This window comes from Advenella faeciporci, assembly GCF_014652395.1.
GTDB classification, from domain to species: Bacteria; Pseudomonadota; Gammaproteobacteria; order Burkholderiales; family Burkholderiaceae_B; genus Advenella; species Advenella faeciporci.
This window is the reverse complement of the sequence record NZ_BMYS01000005.1, coordinates 1-22,747: the sequence shown is the minus strand read 5'-3', so window position 1 is coordinate 22,747 and position 22,747 is coordinate 1. Positions and strand designations below refer to the sequence as shown.

Genomic DNA, 22,747 nt, shown 5'->3' with positions numbered 1-22,747 from the left:
CAGGATGAATGACAATGAGTAAGAAAACCGATTTTCTGGTGGGTTTGTTTGTGTTGCTGGGTGCCGTGGCGCTTATGTTCATGGCATTAAGGGCGGGTAATTTAAGCTCTTTCAGCTTTGAGCCCACCTATACCGTGAGCGCCAAATTTGATAACGTTGGCGCCCTCAAGACCCGGGCCGCTGTTAAAAGCAATGGTGTAGTGGTGGGCCGGGTAAAAAATATTCAATTTGATAATCGGGAGTTTAAGGCTGTGGTAGAGTTAAGTCTTGAAACCCGTTACCAGTTCCCCCTGGATTCATCCGCCTCTATCATGACGGCGGGCCTGCTGGGAGAGCAATATATCGGCCTGACACCTGGGGCGGAAGAAAGCAACTTGGTCAATGGCAGTGAAATCATGTTCACACAGGGTGCGGTTGTGCTTGAGGAATTAATCAGTAAATTCCTGTTCTCAAGTGCTGAGAAGGAAGGTTCCTCGGGAAATGGACAGTAATATCAGGCAGATGTTCAGTGCCGGAATGGTTGTGTTAAATTTTTAAATGCCAAGACGCTCATAAGAGAAAATCATGATTAACAAAAAAACTGTCAGAAAAACCTTGGGTCTGGCCAGTGTCGGGTTTCTGGTAAGCGGGTGTGCCTCGGTGCCAAACCCCAGCCCCGAAGACTCCCTGGAAAGTTATAACCGTAGCATGTTTGAGTTCAACGAGACTGTTGACAAAGCCTTGCTCAAACCGGTGGCAACCGGTTACAAGGCGGTTATGCCCAGTCCGGTGCGCACCTGTGTGCGGAATATTTTTGGAAACCTGGGTGATGTCTGGTCGGCTATTAACAGCATGTTGCAGGGCAGGGCGCTCGACTCAATCAATACCTTCGGACGTGTTTTGTTCAATTCCACCATGGGTGTTGGCGGTTGTATAGATGTGGCCACCATGAATGGCGCCCACAAAATTCCCAATGATTTTGGTACCACGCTGGGCGTATGGGGTGTTGGTAACGGTCCTTATGTCGTATTGCCTTTCTTTGGACCAAGCTCCGTGCGTGATGGTATCGGGCTTGTCGGTGATGTTGCCGGGGGTACTGCCGTCTATGCCTCGCCCGGCGCAATCAATGACGTGTCCGTGCGTAATGCCATTATGGGCCTTAAAGTAATTGATGGACGTAGCAACCTGCTTGATGCCGATGAGCTGGCCGAGGATGTTGCCCTGGATAAATACTCGTTTGTGCGTGACGCCTACAGGCAAAATCGCAAGGCCCTGCTTGAAAGCAAGTTGCGCCCTGAAGTGCAGGACAGCGCGGCGGGCGATTTGTCGGTTCCCGATTACGATGATCCCGAACAGGCGAGTACGGACATATCAGTACCACAGTACGACGATCCCGGCGAATAAGCGGTTGGTAGCGTAAAATCTCAAAGCCTGAAAAACCTCTTCTTGAGATAGAGGTTTTTCAGTTGATTTCAGTTTGCCCCCATCTGTTAACGCTTTCTGACAAATCCTTAATTTACTTAATGTATTGGGGGTTGGTTTGTGTTTACATTACATTCAAGCGTTCGTTTAATTATTTATTATTTTGTTTTTGTGAATATTCAGGAGAAATCATGAAGCTCCAATCCGTGTTTCTGTTGGCCCGGCGTTTTGCCGCCATGGCTTTCGTATCGGCCGGCTTGCTTGGCACGGCCCAGGCGGCGCAAAGCCCAACGCAATTTGTTGAGCAAATTGCCAACCAAACCCTTGATGCTGTCAAGCAAAGCAATGCGGCACGCAGTGGCAATATCAATGCCATCAACGAGATTGTCAATCAGAAGTTGATGCCGCATATCGATTTTCAGAAAACCACCCGCCTGGCCACCGGCCAGCCCTGGAGGCAGGCAACACCCGAGCAGAAATCAGGTCTGGTCGACGCTTTCAAAAGTACGCTGATACGTACTTATAGCGGTGCGTTCAAACAGGTGTCACCAAATACGAAAATTGAAATCCTTCCTTTTCGCGGCAATCCCGACGCCAATGATGTGGTCGTTCGTTCGAATATTCTTGCAGACTCCGGTCCTGTCTCTGTTGACTACCGGCTGTCAAAAGCGGCAAATGGCTGGCAGGTCTATGACTTCAGTGTTGAAGGTATATGGTTAATCCAGAATTACCGTAACCAGTTCTCTGCACAGATTGCGCAAAATGGTATTGATGGCCTGATAAAAGCGTTAAATCAACGAAAGTAACATGTAAACGGCTATAATCAAGGGTCTGTTTCGTGTCGGAAGCAGGCCTTTTTTTATATGAATATGTCAGCCGTTAAAATAGAAAATATTTCCAAAATCTATGCGCCTGCCCCTTCCCTGGGGCAAAGGTTTCTCTCTGCCTCGCCTGCCCGCAAGGGGTTTCAGGCACTCAATGATATCAGCCTTAACATCGAGCCCGGAGAATTTTTTGGCCTGCTTGGTCCCAATGGTGCCGGTAAAACATCGCTCATTTCCATTTTGGCCGGTTTGTCGCGCCCCAGCAATGGCAAGGCCAGTATCTGTGGTTACGATGTGGTTGCCGATTATAAAAATGCACGGCGTTCTTTGGGCGTTGTTCCCCAGGAATTGGTCTATGATCCGTTCTTTACCGTCCGTGAAACCCTGCGTAATCAATCAGGCTATTACGGCTTGCGAAATAACGATGACTGGATCGACGAAATTCTCATGAATCTGGGCTTGTCCGACAAGGCCGATGCCAATATGCGTGCCTTGTCAGGCGGCATGAAACGCCGCGTGCTGGTTGCCCAGGCCCTGGTGCATCGTCCACCTGTCATTATCCTGGATGAACCCACGGCAGGGGTTGACGTTGATTTGCGGCGCAGCCTTTGGGATTTCATTTCCAGATTGAATAAAGAAGGCCACACCATATTGTTAACGACCCATTACCTTGAAGAGGCACAAACGCTGTGTGGCCGTATTGCTTTTCTCAGAAAAGGCAAAATGATTGCCCTTGATACCACTCAGGCCCTGATGGCCAAGTTTGGCAGCGAAGATCTTGAGGAAACTTTTGTGCAAATCATGCATACTGGAAGTGAACAGGCAGCGTAATGAATCCTTTACAACAAAATATCAAATTTGGCTCTGGTTTTCCCACCTTGCTGCGCAAGGAGTTGCTGCGTTTCTGGAAAGTATCCCTTCAGACCGTGGCGGCACCGGTCATGACCGCCTTGCTGTATTTGCTGGTTTTTGCCCAGGTCCTTGAAGGACGCGTTCAGGTGTATGGCACCCTGTCGTATGTGTCATTTTTAATGCCGGGTCTCATGATGATGAGCATGATGCAAAACGCGTTTGCCAATCCTTCGTCATCGCTTATCCAAAGCCGTATTACTGGTAATCTTGTATTTGTGCTCCTGCCGCCGCTGTCTTATCTGGAAATTTTTGGTGCCTACGTGCTGGCGGCCATTGTGCGGGGAATTTGCGTGGGTGCCGGTATTTGGGTTGTGGCGTTGCTGTTCATGCCATTATGGCCCGTCCAGCCTTTCTGGATCGTGCTTTTTGCCGTAATGGCCTGTGGTGTTTTTGCCTGTCTGGGCCTGATTGCGGGGCTTTGGTCCGAGAAATTTGACCAGTTGGCCGTGTTCCAGAATTTCCTGATCATGCCTGCCACCTTCCTGTCGGGCGTGTTTTATTCCATTCATTCCCTGCCGTCATTCTGGCAGGCTGTGTCGCACTGGAACCCGGTGTTCTACATGATAGACGGCTTTCGCTACGGATTCTTCGGTATCTCCGATGTTTCGGTCTGGCACAGTTTTTCTGTCGTATTTTGTTTTTTCATACTGGCCTCATTGCTGGCATTAAAATTGCTGGCAAGCGGCTACAAACTTAGGACCTAAAATGTTACCCACTCCTGAACAGATTCGTGAATACATCGCTTCCAACCTGGCCTGTGAACACATAGAAGTGGTGGGCGACGGTTCCCATTTCGAGGCCATCATCGTTAGTGATGCCTTTGAAGGAAAACGCCTGATTGCCCGGCACCAGCTGGTGTACGCCGCATTGGGAGATAAAATGAAGGCGGAAATTCATGCCTTGTCAATGAAAACGCTAACCCCTGAAGAGTATAAAGTGAATGGATAAATTGCGCATTACCGGTGGTAACCGTCTTTCCGGAGAGGTGACCATATCAGGCGCCAAGAACGCCGCCCTGCCTATTTTATGCGCAACGTTGCTAACGGCCGAGCCGGTTGTTCTGCGCAATGTGCCGGCCTTGAATGATATTCATACCACGCTGAAGGTATTGGGGCAGCTTGGGGTGAACATCCAGTGGCTGGAAGAAGGTGTGGTGCAACTGCAGGCTAACCAGATTAACAGTTATGAAGCGCCTTATGAGCTGGTGAAAACCATGCGCGCCTCCATTTTGGTACTGGGTCCCTTGCTGGCGCGTTTTGGCCAGGCCAAGGTCAGTTTGCCGGGGGGCTGTGCCATTGGGCAACGGCCGGTCGACCAGCATATCAAGGGGCTGGCCACCCTTGGGGCCGATATCCGTGTCGAGCATGGTTTTGTCCTGGCCAAGGCTTCAAGGCTGCAGGGCGCTTCCATTCATACCGATATGGTCACCGTTGGCGGCACCGAACAGTTCCTTATGTCTGCGGCGTTGGCCAAAGGCACCACCATTCTTGAAAACGCGGCACGTGAACCCGAAGTAGTCGATTTGGCCGAGTTGCTGATTGCCATGGGGGCCAAAATCAGCGGACACGGCACTGACAGAATCGTTATTGAAGGTGTGGAACAGTTGCATGGCGCCGACTATCGGGTGGTTCCCGATCGTATCGAAGCGGGGACTTTCCTGTGCGCGGTTGGTGCCACGGGGGGGGATATCCTGTTGCGCAATGCGGCCCCTGCAACCATGGGTGCTATTCTGGATAAACTTGAAGAATCGGGTCTTGATCTGGAAACCGGTCCCGACTGGATTCGGGCCTCAATGAGTGGCAGGCCCCGTGCGGTAGGGATCAAGACTTTTGAGCATCCGGGTTTTCCCACCGATATGCAGGCCCAGATCATGGCGCTTGATACGATTGCGAATGGAACTGCCGTTATTGTAGAAAATATTTTTGAAAACCGCTTCATGCATGTGCCCGAGCTGATCCGTATGGGGGCCGACATTGAGCTGGATGGCCATACTGCCGTGGTTAATGGCGTATCGCAATTGTTTGGCGCCAAAGTGATGGCAACCGATTTGCGTGCATCGGCCAGTCTGGTGATTGCCGCTTTGGCAGCCAGTGGTGAAACCATCATCGACCGGATTTACCATCTTGATCGTGGCTATGAGCAAATGGAAGTAAAACTGAAAGGGCTGGGAGCTCAAATTGAACGACTGCGTGGGTAATATGTCTAACGAAGATAATGAAATGCTGACAATGGCGCTTTCCAAAGGGCGCATTTTTGAAGAAACCATGCCTTTGCTCGAGGCTGCCGGGATTTCAGTCAGTGAAAGTCCCGAGTCCTCGCGCAAGTTGATTCTCCCAACCAGTGATCCCCGGTTGCGTTTGCTTATTGTAAGGGCCTCGGATGTCCCCACTTATGTGCAGTACGGCGCGGCCGATTTCGGTATTGCCGGTCGCGATGTCCTGTATGAATATGTACAGGAGCAGCCCGGTGGGCTGTATCAACCCATTGACCTGAATATCGCCAAATGCCGTTTGGCGGTGGCGGTGCGCGAGGGCTTTGATTACGAAGAGGCTGTCAAAAAGGGTGCGCGCCTGCGAGTGGCAACCAAGTATGTCAATGTGGCGCGGGAACATTTCGCCAAGAAAGGGGTATATGTTGATATCATTAAGTTGTATGGTTCAATGGAGTTGGCGCCCTTGGTAGGATTGGCTGATGCCATAGTCGATGTGGTGTCCACGGGAGGTACGTTACGTGCCAATAACCTGGTGCCGGTTGAAGATGTCATGCCGGTTTCCTCACGCCTTATTGTCAACCAGGCGGCATTGAAAACCAGGACATCACGCCTGATGCCCATACTGGACGCATTCCAAAAGGCGGCCGTTTAAAGCGGTGTTTACGGCCTTTGGCAAAAGGGCTCTGGTTGGGCCTTACAGGCGGGCCGTTTTTTACTATTTTTGCAAAGAGTGATATGTCTTTAATAAACCGGTTAGATGCCAATGATGCAGATTTTGGCCAGCAGTTGAAAACCCTGCTTGCTTTTGACGCCTCTCAAGATGAGCAAATCGAGCAGTCGGTTGCGAAAATCCTGGGCGATGTACGCCAGCGTGGTGATGAGGCTGTTCTTGAGTACACGCAACGCTTTGATCATGTAAAGGCAAACCATATCCATGAACTGGAAATTCCGCTTGCCGACTGTGTGGCTGCCCTGAATGCCTTGCCTGCTGAACAACGCAAGGCCCTTGAAAATGCGGCAGACAGGGTTCGCGCCTATCATGAAAAACAAAAAACAGCTTCCTGGACTTATACGGAAGCCGATGGTACCTTGTTGGGCCAAAAAGTAACGCCCATGGATCGTGTCGGTTTATATGTGCCGGGTGGCAAGGCGGCTTATCCTTCCTCGGTATTGATGAATGCCTTGCCGGCCAAAGTGGCCGGTGTGCCAGAGGTGGTCATGGTGACACCTACTCCGGGGGGCAGCCGTAACGCCATTGTGCTGGCGGCCGCTGCCGTTGCCGGGGTTGACCGGGTAATCGCCATTGGCGGTGCGCAGGCCGTTGGAGCACTGGCTTATGGCACACAGTCAATCGCCGGGGTGGATAAAATCGTGGGGCCTGGCAACGCCTATGTGGCCTCTGCCAAACGACGGGTTTTTGGAACGGTAGGCATTGATATGGTTGCCGGTCCCAGCGAAATCCTGGTTATTTGCGATGGTACCACTCCCGCCGACTGGATTGCCATGGACCTGTTCTCCCAGGCAGAGCACGACGAGCTGGCACAGGCCATCTTGTTGTGTCCCGATGCCGCCTATCTGGACGAGGTTTATGCGTCTATTGGGCGGCAATTGCCGAACATGCCGCGTGCCGATATTATCCGGACCAGTCTGGCCAATAGGGGGGCATTGATTAAAGTACGTGACCTTGAGCAGGCTTGTGAAATCGCCAATGAGATAGCACCCGAACACCTTGAGATTTCTACCGAAAACGCCGCGGCATGGGCTGAGAAAATCCGTCATGCAGGCGCGATTTTCATGGGGCGTTACAGTTCTGAGTCTCTGGGTGACTATTGCGCCGGCCCCAACCACGTGTTGCCAACCTCCCGTACCGCACGGTTCTCCTCACCATTGGGCGTATATGATTTCCAGAAACGCTCCAGCCTGATCGAGGTATCACGTGAGGGTGCGCAAACCCTGGGTAAGATCGCTGCAACCCTGGCCTTCGGGGAAGGCTTGCAGGCACATGCCGAAAGCGCCCGTTACCGTTTAGATTAAAGATTTAATGAGATGAATATGCGTACAGCAGAAATAGTTAGGAATACCAATGAAACCAAGATCAAGGTTGCCATCAATCTTGATGGTACCGGTAAACAGTCACTGAATACCGGCGTGCCGTTTCTTGATCACATGCTCGACCAGATCGTTCGTCATGGCTTGATTGATATCGATATTACCTGTGATGGCGACCTGCACATTGACGACCATCATACCGTAGAAGACGTGGGCATTTCCCTGGGGCAGGCTTTTGCCAAGGCAGTGGGCGACAAAAAAGGCATTTTACGCTATGGTCATGCCTATGTGCCCCTTGATGAGGCCCTGTCGCGGGTGGTGATTGATTTCTCAGGTCGTCCCGGCCTGGAATACAATATTCCTTTCACCCGTTCCCATATTGGCCGTTTTGATGTTGACCTGACCCGTGAATTTTTTCAGGGTTTTGTCAACCATGCATTGGTCACCCTGCATATCGACAACCTGCGGGGCTTTAATGCCCACCACCAGGCTGAGACCGTCTTCAAGGCGTTTGGCCGCGCGCTTCGCATGGCGCTAACCGAAGATCCACGCAATGCAGGAGTTGTTCCATCCACCAAAGGCGTCCTGTAAAGGCTTCATACTTAAATGAAATCCCCATCTATTGCAATTGTGGATTATGGCATGGGCAACCTGCATTCGGTTGCCCGCGCATTAATGCATGCGGCTCCGCATGCCAATGTTTATCTGGCCTCTGATGTCGCAGGCATCAAATCGGCTGACCGAATCGTGTTTCCCGGTCAGGGTGCGATGCCCGATTGCATGCGCAATCTGGCGCAGTCCGGGCTCAGTGATGCCGTACTGGAAGCGGCGGCCAGCAAACCTTTGCTGGGCGTTTGCGTAGGCGAGCAAATGTTGTTTGAACGTAGTGAAGAAGGCAACGCCGCTTGCCTGGGTATTTTTCCGGGTATCGTAAAACGATTCCAGGGCCAGCGCTACGCCACGACCGCACCTGAAAATACACCACTTGCCGCCATCACGCACGAAAACGAAAAGCTCAAGGTGCCTCATATGGGCTGGAGTCGGGTCAAGCAAACCCGTGCTCATCCGGTTTGGCAAGGTATTCCCGATGAGGCTTATTTTTATTTTGTGCACAGTTATTTTGTTGTGCCTGATAATGACAGTCTGACTGTAGGTACCGCGCTATACGGACAAGTATTTGCCTGTGCGGTTGCCAGGGATAATATTTTTGCCGTACAGTTTCACCCTGAAAAAAGTGCCGGGCATGGCTTGCGGCTGTATCGGAATTTTGTTGAGTGGGACATTTAGTTGCAGGACTAAATGCTGAAAATGCGTTATAAATACGGTTGCGGGACTCAAATAACAAAGATACTGTCAACAAAGAGTTATTACGGGGAATGACAAGTCCGCTACTACGGGTTTTGCTCATTCTGTTTTGTTTTTCCAATTATCTTACTCATTAATATAACACTATGCTGCTCATACCAGCCATTGATTTAAAAGACGGACAATGTGTCCGCTTGCGTCAGGGTGACCTGAAAGACGCGACTATTTTTTCCCAGGATCCTCAGGCAATGGCCCGTAAATGGTTAGACCAGGGCGCACGTCGGCTGCATCTGGTGGACCTTAACGGCGCAATTGCTGGCAAGCCTAAAAACGAGGCGGCCATTCAGGCAATCCTGAAAGAGGTGGGAGACGAAATTCCTGTGCAGATTGGTGGAGGTATCCGGGATCTGGATACGATCGAACACTACCTTGATCTGGGTATCCAATATGTCATTATTGGCACGGCAGCGGTCAAAAACCCGGGTTTCCTGCAGGATGCCTGCACCGCTTTTTCGGGTCATGTCATTGTTGGTCTCGACGCCAAGGATGGCAAAGTCGCCACCGATGGCTGGAGCAAGCTCACCAAGCACGATGTGATTGATCTTGGCCGCAAGTTTGAAGACTACGGGGTTGAATCCATTATTTATACTGATATCGGCCGCGATGGCATGTTAACCGGTGTAAACATTGAAGCGACAGTACGTTTGTCGCAAGCCGTGAAGATTCCGGTGATTGCCTCAGGTGGTGTGACCAACCTTAAAGATATCGAAGCCCTTTGTGATGTAGAGGATGAAGGGATTGAAGGCGTTATTCTGGGACGCAGTATTTATGAGGGCACGCTTGATTTCCAGGAAGCCCAGACGCTGGCCGATGAACTGAACGGGGAAGAAAATTGAGCCCTGTTGCCAATGCCGATTCCACACTGACCAAACGTATTATTCCCTGTCTTGATGTGACGGCAGGCCGGGTGGTCAAAGGTGTTAATTTCGTCGAATTGCGTGATGCCGGAGATCCGGTTGAAATTGCCCGCCGTTATAACGAGCAGGGTGCCGATGAATTGACTTTCCTTGATATCACGGCTACCAGTGACGGAAGGGATCTCATCCTGCCAATCATCGAGCAGGTGGCGTCCCAGGTCTTCATTCCCCTGACGGTGGGTGGTGGCGTTCGCGCAGTGGCCGATATTCAGCGCTTGCTCAATGCCGGCGCCGACAAGGTGTCCATCAACAGTGCCGCAGTGGCTAATCCTGAGTTGGTGCGGGAAAGCGCCGATTATTACGGTTCGCAATGTATTGTGGTGGCGATTGACGCCCGCAAGGTTTCTGCCGAAGGCGAGCCCGATCGCTGGGAAGTTTTCACTCATGGTGGCCGCAAAGCGACCGGCATTGATGCGGTTGAATGGGCCATGCGCATGGCCCGTTACGGGGCTGGCGAACTTTTGTTGACCAGCATGGATCGTGATGGTACCAAATCGGGGTTTGATCTTGAACTGACCCGTGCGGTTTCCGATGCCGTGTCAGTTCCTGTGATTGCCTCGGGTGGCGTGGGTAATTTGCAGCACCTGTGTGATGGTGTTACCAAAGGCCGGGCCAGTGCCGTGCTGGCAGCCAGTATTTTCCACTACGGAGAATACACGATTGCACAGGCCAAGGCGTTTATGGCTCAACAGGGCATTAATGTTCGGGAAATTGCATGAGCTGGCTTGATGAAGTGAAGTTTGATGAGGCAGGTCTCATTCCTGCCATTGCGCAGGACTGGAAAACCGGCCGTATTCTCATGGTTGCCTGGATGAATCGCGAATCATTGCAGGAAACCGTGGCTACCCGCAAAGGCGTTTACTGGTCCCGTTCGCGTCAGAAGTTATGGCGCAAGGGAGAAGAGTCGGGCAATACCCAGTATGTTCATGAAGTTCGTCTCGACTGTGATGCCGATGTAGTGCTGCTTAAAATTGAGCAGAATGGGGGGGTGGCCTGCCATACTGGCAGGGAAAGCTGTTTTTTCCGCTTGCTGAATGGCAATGACAATCGCGCCCAATGGGACATTACCGATGAGGTTTTGCAAGATCCGGAGCATATGTACAAATGAGCACAGAGTCCAGTATTGAATTGTCTGCGGTACTTGGTCGTTTGGCCGATATATTGCAAACCCGGTTGCCTGCCAATGGCGGTGATCCGGCCACTTCGTATGCAGCCAAGCTGTTTGCCAAAGGCCCCGACAGTTTTCTGAAAAAAATTGGCGAGGAAGCCACCGAGCTGGTAATGGCCTCAAAAGATGGCCAAAATGATCATATCATTGCAGAAACCGCTGATCTCTGGTTTCATTGCCTGGTGGCGTTGACCTATTACGGTTTACGCCCCGAGGATGTATTGGCCGAATTGGCGCGCAGGGAAGGCCTGTCCGGCCTGGTTGAAAAGGCCAACCGGCCACAATCTTGAATTTAATATATTTTTGGCACAATTCAGTATGAACATTGCAGGAACTTCCTGATATAGTACAAATTGGTTCTGAATTGTCATTTTAGGAGTTGGTTTTATGGGCAGTTTAAGTATTTGGCACTGGCTGATTGTTCTGGTTATTGTTGCACTGGTTTTTGGCACAAAGAAAATTCGCAATATTGGTGAAGATCTGGGGGGGGCTGTAAAAGGTTTCAAGAAGGGCATGAACGACGCCACTTCGGAAGGCACTGAAACAACTGAAAAAAAACAGGCAGGCACAGAAACCATTGATGTGCAGGCAAAAGAAAAATCGGATTCCTGAGGTCCAGCAGATCCCTTTTATTCTGGCATGCTTGCCGGTAAAAAGGTTCTGTTTTTTTAAAGCGTATTTATGTTTGGTTTAAGTTTCGGTGAGCTGTTTGTCATTGGCATGGTTGCCTTAATTGTCATTGGCCCTGAGCGCCTGCCTAAAGTGGCCCGCACGGTCGGTCATCTTGTTGGCCGGGCGCAGCGTTATGTCAATGACGTTAAAAGCGATATCCAGCGTGAAGTCGATATTCAGGAAATCAGCCAGATCAAAAATGATATGCAGTCCTCGCTTCAGGACATGAAAAGCTCATTCGAGGATACCGCAAAATCCTTACGTAATCCGGTGGAGCAGCTTGGGCAGGAATTAACCAGTGCGGGCAACCAGGTCAAGCAAACCCTGTCACCTGAAAAAAAAGACGCTCCCGAAGCTAACGAACCCGTCAATGACAGTCATAAACCCGATAATAAAAACGGTTCAGGAACTCAGGTCTAATGCAGAACTCATCACATAATGAAAAAAATGGCGAGAAAGAAGAAAGCTTTTTCTCGCATTTGATAGAATTGCGTTCGCGTCTGATTCACGCTGTTGTGGCCGTGTTGGGGGTTTTTGCCATTCTGTGTATTTATCCCGGCACCGGCGCCATTTACGATTTCATCGCGCAACCCATGATTCAAACCCTGCCTGATGGCAACAAAATGATCGCCACGGGGGTCATTACGCCTTTTCTGGTGCCCCTGAAAGTTACCTTGTTGTTCTCTTTTGTGCTGGCGCTGCCTTACGTGCTGTATCAGGCCTGGGCTTTCATTGCGCCGGGTCTGTATCAACATGAGAAGCGTCTGGCCATACCTTTGGTGGTTTCCAGTACCTTGCTTTTTATAGTCGGTATGGCGTTTTGCTATTTCATTGTTTTCCATACTGTTTTTCATTTCATCTCCATGGTCTCGCCCCAGTCCATCAATTTTGCACCTGACATCGAGGCCTATCTGAGCTTTGTAATGACCATGTTCATTGCATTTGGCATCACTTTCGAGGTGCCTATCGTGGTGTTGGTTCTGGTAAGTACCGGCATGATGACTCTTGAAAAGCTGAAGGCGGCCAGGGGTTATGTGATTGTGGGCGCTTTTGTGATTGCCGCTATTGTTACTCCCCCTGATGTGCTCAGCCAATTGTTGCTGGCCATTCCCTTATGCCTGTTATATGAACTGGGTTTGCTGGTGGCGCGTTTTATCAAGCCAGGTAATGCGGTCACTGAGGAAACTGACCGTTAAGCGGGATATTCCCGGTTTCAGCGTGTTGTGCACTGGCACAGGCCTGAGCCGGAAATTGCCTTGCGTCAGTTGCATAAGGTTTATTTTTTTGTGGTTGTTCCCGGGCGCTGTCCCAGAGTGACCGTTACATCCTGTGCCTTGCCCGAGCGTAAGATCTTGAATTTTACCTGGGTTTTGGGTGGGTAACCGGCAATTTCATTGAGCATCTGGTCGGTATCAATAATTTCCTTGTCATTCATGCCCAGCAGGATATCTCCAACCAGCAGGCCTGCCTGACCTGCCGGACCATTGGGAACCAGTGATGCAATAATAATTCCTTTAGTGCTGTCCAGGTTGAAGGCCTTGGCAAGGTCGCTGGTAATGTCCTGTGGTTCAATGCCCAGCCACCCACGCGAAACGGTTCCGGTTTCAATGATTTCCTGCATGATTTTGAGGGCGGTATGGGCCGGTGTGGCAAATCCGATGCCCAAAGATCCACCCGCTTCGGATTCGGAGTAAATGGCGGTATTAATACCAATCAGGTCACCGTTCACATTAATAAGTGCGCCACCCGAATTGCCCGGGTTGATGGCGGCATCGGTCTGGATAAAGTTTTCGTAGGTGTTGATGCCCAGACCGGTACGGCCCAGTGCCGAGATAATACCCATGGTTGTGGTTTGCCCTACACCAAACGGGTTGCCAATGGCCAGGACGACATCGCCCACGTTAAGTTGCTTGTTGTCAGGATGAATGGCTACCAGATCGGTCAAATCAATTTTCAGGACAGCCAGGTCGGTATCGGGGTCGGCACCAATCAGGCGGGCATTGGATCTGCGGCCATCCGTCAGGGCAACCTCAATCGAATCGGCCGCTTCAACAACATGGTAATTGGTCAGGATATAGCCTTCTGCTGACGCAATAACGCCAGACCCCAGACTGGTGGTGTTATTGAGCATTTGCATGTTTTCCTTCTGCTCCTGGATAAAAGGACGCAGGGCAGGCACATCGGGCAGGTTCTTGAAAGGGGACTCGATGTTCTTGCTGGTGTAAATATTCACCACAGAAGGAGCGGCAACCTTAACCGCACCGGCATACGATGTAATAATAGTAATAAGTTTTTCCGGCTCTTTTGTTTTTTCGGCTTTGGTTTCTGTTTCTTTGGGGGGTTCCGCTGGTTCTATTTTGGCCGTAGCAGTAGGCACGGAAGCGGGTATGGCCGGCTGCTTTTTGAAATCAAGCCAGTCAGGTCGCAATGTAGTGACCGTAAACAGAATTGCGAGAAAAACAGTTACGGTTTGAGAGAAAATTAACCAATAGCGATGCATAAAGGAAAATGAAGTGAGTGAAATTTTTACACAAGACTTGGTAAAGTGGCTTGATGAAAACCTGAAACCACATTTATATCAAGATTATGCACCAAATGGGCTCCAGGTGCAGGGAAGGCCTGTAATAAAAAAAGTAATTACAGGTGTAACTGCATCGCAGGCCCTGCTTGAAAAAGCGATTGAATATCAGGCGGATGCGGTTATTGTGCATCACGGATGGTTTTGGAAAAATGAGGATGTACGTATCCTGGGGGCTAAATACCAGCGAATTGCCCTGGCCATCAAGCATGATTTAAATATTATTGGCTACCATTTGCCTCTGGATGCCCATCCTGAGTGGGGAAATAACAGGCAATTGGCCAAAGTGCTTGATTTGCAGCCTTTTTACGAAGAGGATCAGCCCCAAACCTGTGGCAGGAACGGGCTGGTTTGGCTGGGCACGGTTGTTACAGGAGAAACAACTTTGGCTGATTTGGGTGTCTTAATTTCACAACGTTTGGAAAGGGAGCCGTTGTTAATTGGAGACACTGATAAAGTGATCAGGAAAGTGGCATGGTGTACGGGCGGGGCCCAAGGCCTGTTTCAGGATGCCATTGATGCCGGTGTGGATGCTTTTATTACCGGAGAGGCTTCGGAGCCTGTTTACCACATGGCTCGGGAAAGTGGCGTGGCATTTATCGCTGCGGGGCATCATGCAACCGAACGTTACGGCATTCAGGCATTGGGAAATGCGCTGGTGGACAGGTTCGGCATTGCATCAACCTTTGTTGAAATCCCCAATCCGGTCTAGGACAACTTGCCGAAAGACAGCCCCCACCGCTAAAGGCGGGCGGGGGCACGCTGTCAGTTTTTGTTTTTAAGCAGATCACGAATCTCTGTCAAAAGGACGACATCGGCTGGATCGGGTGCGGCAGCAGCTTGCACTTCTTTTTCTTTCTCCATGGTGGCGCGGGCTTTGGCGATGACTTTAACTAGACAAAAAACAACAAAGGCCAGCAGGATGAAGTTAATGAGTATGGTCAGAAAATTTCCGTAAGCCAGTACATTGGCCCCTGCATTCGTCATATCGACATAGGTTTCAGGCCCGGAATAGCCCTCTGGTTTTGATAAGACAATGAATTTATTGGAAAAATCAACAGACCCTCCCAGGATGAAGTTAATGAACGGCATCATGACGTCCCTGACCAGCGAATCGATGATTTTGCCGAAGGCTGCGCCGATAATTACACCAACAGCCAGATCAATCATGTTGCCTTTGACGGCAAATTGCTTAAATTCGTTGATAAAACCTTTAGCTTTACTCATAAGAAATCCTTTTTTCCTCGGTCCATAAGCGGACACAGTATATAATAAGCGGTTGCTAAGCTTTGTACACATAAATTCAAGTAATTTTTTTTAGTACCTTAGTAGTATAAATAAGGATAGATAATGAGTCAGGATTCAATACAGCATGACAACGAAGGAACTGCATCGCCGGCAGTCCTTCCACCCGATCCATCACGTCGTTTCTGGTTGGGTACTGCCTGTGCGGTTGGTGGTGTGGCCGGTGTTGCAACAGCAGTGCCGTTTGTTGCATCCATGTCACCATCAGAACGCGCAAAGGCGGCAGGTGCCCCCGTTACCGTTAACCTGAACACGATTGCTCCAGGCACTATGCTTACTGTCGAATGGCAGGGCAAACCTGTCTGGATTTTGCATCGTACGCAGGAAATGATAGAGGGCCTGAAAGGCAATGATCCCTATTTGGCAGATCCCCTTTCGGATCGACCAGGCTTTACCCCTGCGTTTGCCAAAAACATAGATCGTTCACGTAAACCCGAGTGGTTTGTATGCGTTGGCATTTGTACGCATCTGGGTTGTTCACCATCTCCACGCTTTGCGGTGGGTAGCGTAGCAGGCATGCCCACAGAATGGGAAGGTGGGTTTTTGTGTCCCTGCCATGGCTCTCATTTTGATTTGGCTGGCCGGGTTTTTAAAAACCAGCCTGCGCCCGATAATCTGGAAGTGCCTCCTTATTATTTCATCGATGATAATAATATTATGGTTGGCCTTGAAAAAGCAGCGGGCTAGTAGCTACGGTTACTGAGTTTAATATCTTGCCAAGTTAGAAAAGGAGCCTCTACATGGCTAGCGAAAAAGTTGTCGAAACGACAGGGTTATTGGGGTGGGTAGACAAGCGTTTCCCGCTGACCTCCCTATGGAAAGCGCATTTATCAGAATACTATGCGCCCAAGAATTTCAATTTCTGGTATTTTTTCGGTTCACTTGCATTGCTCGTGTTGGTGATTCAAATCGTGACCGGTATTTTCATGGTCATGCACTACAAGCCCGATGCCGACCTGGCGTTTGCTTCGGTCGAGTACATCATGCGTGAAGTGCCTTATGGCTGGATTATCCGCTATATGCACTCAACAGGCGCGTCCATGTTCTTTATCGTGGTCTATCTACACATGTTGCGTGGCATGCTTTACGGTTCATACCGCAAGCCACGTGAACTGGTGTGGATTTTCGGAGTTGCCATTTTCCTGTGCCTGATGGCAGAGGCTTTCTTCGGTTACCTGTTGCCATGGGGTCAAATGTCTTTCTGGGGTGCCCAGGTTATTGTTAACCTGTTTGCGGCCATTCCTTTCGTTGGTCCAGAACTGTCCGTGTGGATTCGCGGTGACTTCGTGGTTTCCGATGCCACCCTGAACCGTTTCTTTGCGTTCCACGTGATTGCCATTCCCCTGGTGCTGATCGGCCTGATCGTGGCTCACGTTATTGCCTTGCACGAAGTGGGTTCAAACAACCCCGACGGTATCGAGATCAAAGATAAAAAAGATGCGAATGGCCGTCCTCTTGATGGTATTCCGTTCCATCCTTACTATTCGGTCCATGACATCATGGGTGTGGCTGGGTTCCTGTTCATTTTTGCCGCAATCATGTTCTTTGCGCCAACCATGGGCGGTTATTTCCTTGAGGCCAACAACTTCCTGCCGGCTGATCCATTCCAGACCCCTCTTCATATTGCACCGGTCTGGTATTTCACGCCGTTCTATTCAATGCTGCGTGCCACCACCGACGAGTTCACATGGGTCATGGTTGCATTGGCGCTGATTTTTGCGGTTGGTCTACTGCTGAGCAAAAATGTCAAAGGGATCTGGAAAATCATCTGGCCCGTTGTCCTGATTGGCGTTGCAGTGGCACTTCGTGTGTTTGATGCCAAGTTCTGGGGTGTGGTGGTCATGGGTGGTACCGTGGTCATCCTGGGTTTCCTGCCATGGCTGGATCAATCCAAGGTTAAGTCCATCCGCTATCGTCCAACCTGGCACAAGCTGGTGTATGTGATTTTCATGATCGACTTCGTTGTTCTGGGTTACATCGGTACGCAACCGCCAACACCGGTACTGAATATTATTTCACAGGTAGGTACGCTGATTTATCTGGCATTTTTCTTGTTTATGCCAATCTGGAGCCGTTTGGGTACATTCAAGCAGGTACCTGATCGTGTGACTTTCCATCCTCATGCGTAAATCAGGAATGAACATGATTAAGAAACTATTAGGTGCGTTAGTATTGATGTTTGCCGTATCAGGTCCCGCCATGTCTGCCGCGGCGGGGTATCCTTGGGATCGCGCCCCCGAACGGATTACTGATCTGGCTGCTTTGCAGAACGGTGCAAAACTGTTCGTCAACTACTGCCTGAACTGTCATAGCGCCAATGCCATGCGTTATAACAAGCTGGTGGATCTTGGCCTGACTGAAAAAGAGATTGAAGAAAATCTCCTGTTCACGGGCAATAAAGTGGGCGACAAAATGACCGTTGCCCTGAACCCCAAGGATGCGAAACTCTGGCTGGGTGTTGCGCCACCCGACCTGTCCGTCATGGCACGTGCCAAGGCGGCCAACCTGGGCCAGCCTGGTACCGACTACATTTATACTTACCTTCGTACGTTTTACCGTGATGTGACCCGTCCCTTGGGCTGGAACAACCTGGTATTCCCCAACGCAGCTATGCCTAATGTGTTCTGGCAACAGTCCGGTCCCAGCGAGCTGACCACAGTGACTGTCCATCCCGTTGAAAAGGACGGGCAGGTGCAATGGTTCAAGACAACCACGCTGGTTGACGCAGATGGTTTCACCTCTGTTGTCAGTGATGAGCCCTTGGCTGATTACAAAGGTCAGGCTTCTGTTGAACAAACGCTCAAGTATCTGGATCCTGCCAAGCAGGCCGAGTTTGATAACAACATGGCTGACCTGGCTGCCTTCCTTGGCTGGATGGCCGAACCTGACCAACAGTTCCGCAAGCAATTGGGAACCTGGGTTCTGCTGTTCCTGGCACTGTTCTTTGTGATTGCATGGCGCCTGAACAAGACATACTGGAAGCATGTAAAATAAGCGGTTAGGGGGCAGACGGACATAATTTGCCTGTAAATAGAGTACAATCAGTCAGTCTGCCAAAATCCTTTTCATAGGGTCAGTGCTTTTTGTGGGCACTGGCCTTTCTTTATTTTCTTCAGTGGGAGTCCGCACAATATGATGGTGCTTTACTCTGGAACAACATGTCCATTTTCGCAACGCTGCCGCTTTGTCCTGTACGAAAAAGGCATGGATTTCGAGGTGCGTGATATAGATTTGTTTAATAAACCAGAAGACATTTCTGTCATGAATCCTTATGGCAAAGTGCCTATTCTCGTTGAACGTGATCTGATTCTTTATGAGTCAAATATCATCAATGAATATATTGATGAACGCTTCCCGCATCCCCAGCTGATGCCCGCCGATCCTGTCATGCGTGCACGTACCCGGCTGTTCCTGCATAATTTTGAGAAAGAATTGTTTGTATCTGTAGGGGTGCTGGAAGACCGTAGCTTGCAGGCAGACGAAAAACGCCTTGACCTTGCCCGCCGTACCATCAGGGATCGTCTGTCCCAGTTGGCTCCCTTGCTGATTAAAAACCGCTTTATGCTGGGTGAAGAGTTTTCCATGCTCGACGTGACAGTGGCGCCGTTATTGTGGCGTCTTGACCACTATGGTATAGAATTGCCCAAAAGTGCTGCGCCGCTGATGAAATATGCCGAACGTATTTTCTCCCGTCCAGCCTATATCGAAGCCTTGACGCCTTCAGAAAAAGTAATGCGACGTTAATATCATGACTTCTGTTTCTACAAAACCTTATCTGCTTCGTGCCTTGTATGAGTGGTGTACCGATTCCGGTTATACACCGCATCTGGTGGTCAAGGTAGACCAATATTGCCAAGTGCCCCAAGAATTTGTGCGTGATGGCTATATCACCCTGAATATTGGCGCGCTGGCAACGGGTAAGCTGTCTATGGAAAATGACTGGATCAGTTTCAATGCTCGCTTTAGTGGGGTTTCACGCAGTATTGCCGTACCGGTTAGTGCGGTTTCTGCGATTTATGCCCGCGAAACCCAGGAAGGGATGCAGTTTGAAACAGAAGAGTATGAGCCGGATCAGGATATTGAATCAGAGGATACTCCTGATGATTCCAATGATGACCCACCATCAGGCGGAGCAGGAAAAGCGCCCTGGCTGAAAGTGGTCAAATAAGCAGGTTTTATTGGTTGTGTTTTTTTACAACAAATAAAGTTTTTCTTCTGGACAATAAGGCAATAAAACAGATATAATTCTTTTTCTTAGCCGGCTTAGCTCAGTTGGTAGAGCAGCTGATTTGTAATCAGAAGGTCGAGGGTTCGACTCCTTTAGCCGGCACCAAATTCAAAGGCCTACGTTTTTAAACGTAGGCCTTTATTATTTTCAGCTCTTTGTTTCGCTGAATTGATATGGCTTGCCTTGGCGACATCAGTTGTTGTTTTGGCTTATTGCCTTATGCCTGGCGGCTCTTCAAATACGGGCAGCTGGATATTCACAATCAAGCCTGGTTGATTGTCGTCAAAGCCCAGTTTCCCGTCGTGTAATGCAAGAATGGCGCGTACACTGGCCATGCCCAGCCCAAAACCGCTGCTGTCCGGATTCAGTTGGTGGAAATGCTGGCCAATATTGGCGTATTCATCGGGAGGAATGCCGGGTCCATCGTCAGCGACCAGCAGATTAATATGTTTTCCCGAGGCGGTGACCTTGACGCTAATAGCCTGCCTGGCGTGTTTGATGGCGTTTTCAATGAGTTGTGAAAGCATGCTGGCCAGCAAGTCTGCATCGCCCCATACCCGTGCCTGACCGGTTGACTGAAGTGTTAGCAACAGGTTTTTTTCTTCAGCGTAGGCTTCGTACATATCAACGACAGTTGCCGCAATTTCTTCCAGATCGCATTGCCAGAATCGTTGGCGTTGGATGCCTGATTCGATTTCTGAAAGATAAAGCAGTTTTTCAAATAGTTTGTTCAGGCTTTCTATTTCATTGATGGAGCGGTCAATCACTGCCCGCAAGTCTGATTCATTGCACTGCGGGGTTTGTACCGAACGCAACTGATTGAGAATCCGGGTTAGGGGGGTACGAAGGTTGTGGGCGATGGTGTCTGAAACATGCCTGATACCCGTCATGAGCGATTCAATCTTGTCCAGCATGGAATTGATTTCACTGCTCAGGAAATAAAACTCGTCTTTGGTGGCAGAAAGTGGTATTCGGGAAGAAAGATTGCCCTCACTGATTTTAACGGCGGTTTTTCTGATTGAGCCAACGCGGTAATCCAGTTCCTTGCGAAACATATGGACGCCAATCATGACCAGTAAAAAGGCAATAAAGACGGTGGCCAGGCAGGCTTGTCCAATTTTTCGGATGGTATCGTTCATGGAGTCAAGGTCAATACCGGTCAAGAGGATGCTTTGGTCTGGGAGGGTGGTTTCAAGCATCCGGGCAGTTGTAGGTCTGCCATAAAGTACCAGTGGCACCTCGGTTTTGTTGGTTTCAGTCAGTTTGGGGCGCTGTTCCAGGTTGCCGGCCAGTTTTTGTCCCTTTTCGTCCAGCAAAAGGTAAATTTCCTGACTGCCGTCAATCTGGTCTGAGATGGTCATGTTGATGGCTTGTATCAGGCCTTTCCTTCCTCCTATGACAAATTCACCCGCCAGGCGGGACATGGAGGCCGTGGCCTGTTGGGAGGCTTGGGAGTGAAGGGTGCCAATGACCTGAAGAAAGATGAAAGCCAGCAGGACAAGAATTGAGAAAAAAGCCAGCAGGCCATAGTTGACCATCAGGCGAAAGGAAATCGAGTCCCATGTCTGGCGGATTTTCAATCGGATGTATGCAGTCATTGGATTGAGAAGGCCTTAATTATCGGGCGCTTGTGTGGATAATAGATAGCCTTCTCCGCGCACGGTGTGAATCAGGGCAGGAGTGAATCCCGTGTCAATTTTCCGTCGCAGTCGGCTGATCTGTACATCAATAACATTGGATTGCGGGTCAAACCGGTAATCCCAAACTGCCTCAAGCAGCATGGTGCGGGTAACGACATTGCCTTCATTCAGCATCAGGTGGTGCAGAAGGCGGAATTCACGTGGTTGCAGGTTGATGTGCGTGCCAGAGCGATCTACTTTGCGTGTGACCAGATCCAGTTTCAAGTCTGCCACCTGCAGCTGTTGTGCGGTTTGGTCGTTCCTGGTGGTTCTGCGGATCAGTGCTTCCATACGGGCGATCAGTTCTGAAAAGGAAAACGGCTTGGTCATGTAGTCATCACAGCCTGATTTGAGCCCCTTGACCTTTTCATCAACGGCAGACAAGGCGCTTAAAATAATAACCGGTGTTTTATTTCCCGTTGATCTGAGGGTTGAAAGGATGGACAAGCCATCTATATTGCCAGGCAACATACGGTCAAGAATAATAATGTCCCATTGCTCGCTGAGTGCTTTTTTCAGGCCTTCGGGCCCATTGTTGCAAATCACCGTTTTATGCTTCAGTTCGGTAAGGCCTTTGGCGATGTAACGGGCGTTTTCGTAGTCATCTTCTACGATCAGACAGTGCCACATTCGCATTTCTCCATCAGTACTTGTGGTAATAATTGCTCATTATGCAATAAATTCAGTTGCTTAAGCCAATTGTAGTCAGGGTATTTACCAATACTTTATGTAAATAATGCGTCATTAAGGGCATTATTTTGAAAGATGACCAAATGGTAATGTTTTGTTCATTCATTTATGGAAGCTATCCCTTACAATCTCGCAGTGCGTATGTATACGCAAGATTAATTAAGCTTGAATAAAAGCAGTTAAGGAGAAAAAGAGGATGATTTCATGTTAATTAAGAACAATNCCCGGCTATTTTCCATTCTGGCTGGGTGTTGTCCTGGCCTTGCTGGGCGGTGTAGTCACCATTGGCTCACTGCGTGGTAAAGAAGCGGATGACCATCATATTGGCAAATTCGACTTCGACATTCTTGCCCTGATCATCGGCTCGATTGTGGTGTTCGGTGTCATGCTGGACAACCTGGGCCTGTACATCTCACTGGTGCTGCTGATTATTTTCTGCAGCCTGGCCAGTCACGAGTTCAGCCTTAAAATCGCCATTGGCAATGCCATTTTCCTGGTGATCTTCACCTGGCTGGCTTTTGTCAGGGGCCTGGGCCTGATCTTCCCGCTGTGGCCGGTTCCCTTTGCCGAATGGCCCACCTATGCAATGATCATTATTCCCCTGTCGGTGATTGTGGGTGTCGTTATCCTGATTAAAAAAATTAAAGGGAGCAAATAATCATGATGGAATTGCTGGAACACTTGTCCCTGGGCTTTTCAGTGGCCTTTACGCTGGAAAACCTCTCTTATGCTTTCCTGGGCTGTTTG

General features: G+C 49.8%; 28 protein-coding genes, 1 tRNA gene and 1 pseudogene. 26 read left to right on the top strand and 4 right to left on the bottom strand.

Annotation, left to right across the window (positions count from 1 at the left end; translation table 11 throughout):
• Positions 1-14 precede the first annotated feature (14 nt).
• The 18 genes from mlaD to tatC all read left to right on the top strand — a co-directional run bounded on the left by mlaD (position 15) and on the right by tatC (position 12,716).
• A complete protein-coding gene (gene mlaD / locus IE074_RS05200) occupies positions 15-491 on the top strand; it encodes an outer membrane lipid asymmetry maintenance protein MlaD (protein WP_189384380.1) in 477 nt (158 codons plus the stop codon).
• 73 nt (positions 492-564) lie between these two features.
• A complete protein-coding gene (locus tag IE074_RS05195) occupies positions 565-1,383 on the top strand; it encodes an MlaA family lipoprotein (protein ID WP_189384379.1) in 819 nt (272 codons plus the stop codon).
• A gap of 209 nt (positions 1,384-1,592) precedes the next feature.
• Positions 1,593-2,207, top strand: coding sequence for an MlaC/ttg2D family ABC transporter substrate-binding protein (locus IE074_RS05190; protein ID WP_189384378.1), 615 nt, complete (start codon positions 1,593-1,595; stop codon positions 2,205-2,207).
• A gap of 63 nt (positions 2,208-2,270) precedes the next feature.
• A complete protein-coding gene (locus IE074_RS05185) occupies positions 2,271-3,056 on the top strand; it encodes an ABC transporter ATP-binding protein (protein WP_189384478.1) in 786 nt (261 codons plus the stop codon).
• Positions 3,056-3,841 (top strand): ABC transporter permease, encoded by a 786-nt coding sequence (locus tag IE074_RS05180; protein ID WP_189384377.1) that lies wholly within the window; start codon positions 3,056-3,058, stop codon positions 3,839-3,841. Before IE074_RS05185 ends, IE074_RS05180 begins: the two co-directional genes overlap by 1 nt.
• A 1-nt stretch (position 3,842) precedes the next feature.
• Positions 3,843-4,085 carry a BolA family protein gene (locus IE074_RS05175; protein WP_189384376.1) on the top strand — a complete coding sequence of 81 codons (243 nt, stop codon included), beginning with the start codon at positions 3,843-3,845 and terminating at the stop codon, positions 4,083-4,085.
• Entirely contained in the window at positions 4,078-5,334 is a 1,257-nt protein-coding gene (murA, locus tag IE074_RS05170) for a UDP-N-acetylglucosamine 1-carboxyvinyltransferase (RefSeq protein ID WP_189384375.1), read from the top strand. Before IE074_RS05175 ends, murA begins: the two co-directional genes overlap by 8 nt.
• 1 nt (position 5,335) lies before the next feature.
• Positions 5,336-6,001, top strand: a complete 666-nt coding sequence (gene hisG, locus IE074_RS05165; protein ID WP_189384374.1) for an ATP phosphoribosyltransferase — start codon at positions 5,336-5,338, stop codon at positions 5,999-6,001.
• A gap of 83 nt (positions 6,002-6,084) precedes the next feature.
• A complete protein-coding gene (gene hisD, locus IE074_RS05160) occupies positions 6,085-7,383 on the top strand; it encodes a histidinol dehydrogenase (RefSeq protein ID WP_189384373.1) in 1,299 nt (432 codons plus the stop codon).
• An 18-nt stretch (positions 7,384-7,401) separates the two neighbouring features.
• Complete coding sequence (gene hisB, locus IE074_RS05155) at positions 7,402-7,989, top strand: imidazoleglycerol-phosphate dehydratase HisB (RefSeq protein ID WP_169293163.1); 588 nt, start codon at positions 7,402-7,404, stop codon at positions 7,987-7,989.
• A 15-nt stretch (positions 7,990-8,004) separates the two neighbouring features.
• Positions 8,005-8,685, top strand: a complete 681-nt coding sequence (hisH, locus tag IE074_RS05150; RefSeq protein ID WP_189384372.1) for an imidazole glycerol phosphate synthase subunit HisH — start codon at positions 8,005-8,007, stop codon at positions 8,683-8,685.
• Positions 8,686-8,849: 164 nt separating this feature from the next.
• Positions 8,850-9,599: a 1-(5-phosphoribosyl)-5-[(5-phosphoribosylamino)methylideneamino]imidazole-4-carboxamide isomerase gene (gene hisA, locus IE074_RS05145; protein WP_189384371.1), complete on the top strand. Its 750-nt coding sequence runs from the start codon at positions 8,850-8,852 to the stop codon at positions 9,597-9,599.
• Positions 9,596-10,399, top strand: a complete 804-nt coding sequence (gene hisF / locus IE074_RS05140) for an imidazole glycerol phosphate synthase subunit HisF (RefSeq protein WP_189384370.1) — start codon at positions 9,596-9,598, stop codon at positions 10,397-10,399. The genes hisA and hisF overlap by 4 nt, the downstream gene beginning before the upstream one ends.
• A complete protein-coding gene (gene hisI, locus IE074_RS05135; protein WP_189384369.1) occupies positions 10,396-10,788 on the top strand; it encodes a phosphoribosyl-AMP cyclohydrolase in 393 nt (130 codons plus the stop codon). The genes hisF and hisI overlap by 4 nt, the downstream gene beginning before the upstream one ends.
• Complete coding sequence (locus IE074_RS05130; RefSeq protein ID WP_189384368.1) at positions 10,785-11,138, top strand: phosphoribosyl-ATP diphosphatase; 354 nt, start codon at positions 10,785-10,787, stop codon at positions 11,136-11,138. The genes hisI and IE074_RS05130 overlap by 4 nt, the downstream gene beginning before the upstream one ends.
• Positions 11,139-11,235: 97 nt before the next feature.
• Complete coding sequence (gene tatA / locus IE074_RS05125; RefSeq protein WP_169293169.1) at positions 11,236-11,460, top strand: Sec-independent protein translocase subunit TatA; 225 nt, start codon at positions 11,236-11,238, stop codon at positions 11,458-11,460.
• A 69-nt stretch (positions 11,461-11,529) separates the two neighbouring features.
• Positions 11,530-11,940, top strand: a complete 411-nt coding sequence (gene tatB, locus IE074_RS15025) for a Sec-independent protein translocase protein TatB (protein WP_189384367.1) — start codon at positions 11,530-11,532, stop codon at positions 11,938-11,940.
• Complete coding sequence (gene tatC, locus IE074_RS05115) at positions 11,940-12,716, top strand: twin-arginine translocase subunit TatC (RefSeq protein WP_189384366.1); 777 nt, start codon at positions 11,940-11,942, stop codon at positions 12,714-12,716. The genes tatB and tatC overlap by 1 nt, the downstream gene beginning before the upstream one ends.
• An 80-nt stretch (positions 12,717-12,796) precedes the next feature.
• Here the strand turns inward: tatC and IE074_RS05110 are convergent, their stop codons facing one another.
• Entirely contained in the window at positions 12,797-14,020 is a 1,224-nt protein-coding gene (locus IE074_RS05110) for a S1C family serine protease (RefSeq protein ID WP_189384365.1), read from the bottom strand.
• Positions 14,021-14,033: 13 nt separating this feature from the next.
• Here IE074_RS05110 and IE074_RS05105 point away from each other — a divergent pair, with 13 nt between their 5' ends.
• On the top strand, positions 14,034-14,810 hold the full coding sequence (locus IE074_RS05105) for a Nif3-like dinuclear metal center hexameric protein (protein WP_189384364.1): 777 nt from the start codon (positions 14,034-14,036) through the stop codon (positions 14,808-14,810).
• Positions 14,811-14,863: 53 nt separating this feature from the next.
• Here the strand turns inward: IE074_RS05105 and mscL are convergent, their stop codons facing one another.
• Complete coding sequence (mscL, locus tag IE074_RS05100; protein WP_189384363.1) at positions 14,864-15,325, bottom strand: large conductance mechanosensitive channel protein MscL; 462 nt, start codon at positions 15,323-15,325, stop codon at positions 14,864-14,866.
• A gap of 123 nt (positions 15,326-15,448) precedes the next feature.
• On the opposite strand from mscL, the gene petA reads away from it, so the two are divergent.
• The 6 genes from petA to IE074_RS05070 all read left to right on the top strand — a co-directional run bounded on the left by petA (position 15,449) and on the right by IE074_RS05070 (position 19,736).
• Positions 15,449-16,090, top strand: coding sequence for a ubiquinol-cytochrome c reductase iron-sulfur subunit (petA, locus tag IE074_RS05095; RefSeq protein WP_189384362.1), 642 nt, complete (start codon positions 15,449-15,451; stop codon positions 16,088-16,090).
• A 53-nt stretch (positions 16,091-16,143) separates the two neighbouring features.
• On the top strand, positions 16,144-17,532 hold the full coding sequence (locus IE074_RS05090; protein ID WP_189384361.1) for a cytochrome b: 1,389 nt from the start codon (positions 16,144-16,146) through the stop codon (positions 17,530-17,532).
• Positions 17,533-17,545: 13 nt separating this feature from the next.
• A complete protein-coding gene (locus tag IE074_RS05085; protein ID WP_189384360.1) occupies positions 17,546-18,397 on the top strand; it encodes a cytochrome c1 in 852 nt (283 codons plus the stop codon).
• 138 nt (positions 18,398-18,535) lie between these two features.
• Positions 18,536-19,147: a glutathione S-transferase N-terminal domain-containing protein gene (locus tag IE074_RS05080; RefSeq protein WP_189384359.1), complete on the top strand. Its 612-nt coding sequence runs from the start codon at positions 18,536-18,538 to the stop codon at positions 19,145-19,147.
• Positions 19,148-19,151: 4 nt separating this feature from the next.
• On the top strand, positions 19,152-19,571 hold the full coding sequence (locus IE074_RS05075; RefSeq protein ID WP_189384358.1) for a ClpXP protease specificity-enhancing factor: 420 nt from the start codon (positions 19,152-19,154) through the stop codon (positions 19,569-19,571).
• A gap of 89 nt (positions 19,572-19,660) precedes the next feature.
• A tRNA-Thr gene (locus IE074_RS05070) sits at positions 19,661-19,736 on the top strand.
• 104 nt (positions 19,737-19,840) lie between these two features.
• On the opposite strand, the gene IE074_RS05065 is transcribed toward IE074_RS05070, so the two are convergent.
• A complete protein-coding gene (locus IE074_RS05065; RefSeq protein WP_189384357.1) occupies positions 19,841-21,229 on the bottom strand; it encodes a HAMP domain-containing sensor histidine kinase in 1,389 nt (462 codons plus the stop codon).
• 15 nt (positions 21,230-21,244) lie between these two features.
• Positions 21,245-21,940, bottom strand: coding sequence for a response regulator transcription factor (locus tag IE074_RS05060; RefSeq protein ID WP_189384356.1), 696 nt, complete (start codon positions 21,938-21,940; stop codon positions 21,245-21,247).
• 274 nt (positions 21,941-22,214) lie between these two features.
• On the opposite strand from IE074_RS05060, the pseudogene IE074_RS05055 reads away from it, so the two are divergent.
• Positions 22,215-22,658 (top strand): annotated as a pseudogene (locus IE074_RS05055) (tripartite tricarboxylate transporter TctB family protein); the annotation flags it as partial.
• Positions 22,659-22,747: the final 89 nt, after the last annotated feature.

What these genes read in the sequence shown, in the direction of transcription:
- hisB (WP_169293163.1), top strand. Translation starts at nt 7,402, where the DNA reads ATGCGTACAGCAGAAATAGTTAGGAATACCAATGAAACCAAGATCAAG.
- tatB (WP_189384367.1), top strand. Translation starts at nt 11,530, where the DNA reads ATGTTTGGTTTAAGTTTCGGTGAGCTGTTTGTCATTGGCATGGTTGCC.
- hisG (WP_189384374.1), top strand. Translation starts at nt 5,336, where the DNA reads ATGTCTAACGAAGATAATGAAATGCTGACAATGGCGCTTTCCAAAGGG.
- petA (WP_189384362.1), top strand. Translation starts at nt 15,449, where the DNA reads ATGAGTCAGGATTCAATACAGCATGACAACGAAGGAACTGCATCGCCG.
- hisH (WP_189384372.1), top strand. Translation starts at nt 8,005, where the DNA reads ATGAAATCCCCATCTATTGCAATTGTGGATTATGGCATGGGCAACCTG.
- IE074_RS05185 (WP_189384478.1), top strand. Translation starts at nt 2,271, where the DNA reads ATGTCAGCCGTTAAAATAGAAAATATTTCCAAAATCTATGCGCCTGCC.
- IE074_RS05065 (WP_189384357.1), bottom strand. Translation starts at nt 21,229, where the DNA reads ATGACTGCATACATCCGATTGAAAATCCGCCAGACATGGGACTCGATT.
- hisA (WP_189384371.1), top strand. Translation starts at nt 8,850, where the DNA reads ATGCTGCTCATACCAGCCATTGATTTAAAAGACGGACAATGTGTCCGC.
- tatC (WP_189384366.1), top strand. Translation starts at nt 11,940, where the DNA reads ATGCAGAACTCATCACATAATGAAAAAAATGGCGAGAAAGAAGAAAGC.
- IE074_RS05085 (WP_189384360.1), top strand. Translation starts at nt 17,546, where the DNA reads ATGATTAAGAAACTATTAGGTGCGTTAGTATTGATGTTTGCCGTATCA.
- mscL (WP_189384363.1), bottom strand. Translation starts at nt 15,325, where the DNA reads ATGAGTAAAGCTAAAGGTTTTATCAACGAATTTAAGCAATTTGCCGTC.
- IE074_RS05190 (WP_189384378.1), top strand. Translation starts at nt 1,593, where the DNA reads ATGAAGCTCCAATCCGTGTTTCTGTTGGCCCGGCGTTTTGCCGCCATG.
- IE074_RS05180 (WP_189384377.1), top strand. Translation starts at nt 3,056, where the DNA reads ATGAATCCTTTACAACAAAATATCAAATTTGGCTCTGGTTTTCCCACC.
- mlaD (WP_189384380.1), top strand. Translation starts at nt 15, where the DNA reads ATGAGTAAGAAAACCGATTTTCTGGTGGGTTTGTTTGTGTTGCTGGGT.
- IE074_RS05075 (WP_189384358.1), top strand. Translation starts at nt 19,152, where the DNA reads ATGACTTCTGTTTCTACAAAACCTTATCTGCTTCGTGCCTTGTATGAG.
- hisI (WP_189384369.1), top strand. Translation starts at nt 10,396, where the DNA reads ATGAGCTGGCTTGATGAAGTGAAGTTTGATGAGGCAGGTCTCATTCCT.
- hisD (WP_189384373.1), top strand. Translation starts at nt 6,085, where the DNA reads ATGTCTTTAATAAACCGGTTAGATGCCAATGATGCAGATTTTGGCCAG.
- IE074_RS05130 (WP_189384368.1), top strand. Translation starts at nt 10,785, where the DNA reads ATGAGCACAGAGTCCAGTATTGAATTGTCTGCGGTACTTGGTCGTTTG.
- IE074_RS05110 (WP_189384365.1), bottom strand. Translation starts at nt 14,020, where the DNA reads ATGCATCGCTATTGGTTAATTTTCTCTCAAACCGTAACTGTTTTTCTC.
- murA (WP_189384375.1), top strand. Translation starts at nt 4,078, where the DNA reads ATGGATAAATTGCGCATTACCGGTGGTAACCGTCTTTCCGGAGAGGTG.
- IE074_RS05080 (WP_189384359.1), top strand. Translation starts at nt 18,536, where the DNA reads ATGATGGTGCTTTACTCTGGAACAACATGTCCATTTTCGCAACGCTGC.
- IE074_RS05090 (WP_189384361.1), top strand. Translation starts at nt 16,144, where the DNA reads ATGGCTAGCGAAAAAGTTGTCGAAACGACAGGGTTATTGGGGTGGGTA.
- IE074_RS05060 (WP_189384356.1), bottom strand. Translation starts at nt 21,940, where the DNA reads ATGTGGCACTGTCTGATCGTAGAAGATGACTACGAAAACGCCCGTTAC.
- IE074_RS05175 (WP_189384376.1), top strand. Translation starts at nt 3,843, where the DNA reads ATGTTACCCACTCCTGAACAGATTCGTGAATACATCGCTTCCAACCTG.
- IE074_RS05195 (WP_189384379.1), top strand. Translation starts at nt 565, where the DNA reads ATGATTAACAAAAAAACTGTCAGAAAAACCTTGGGTCTGGCCAGTGTC.
- tatA (WP_169293169.1), top strand. Translation starts at nt 11,236, where the DNA reads ATGGGCAGTTTAAGTATTTGGCACTGGCTGATTGTTCTGGTTATTGTT.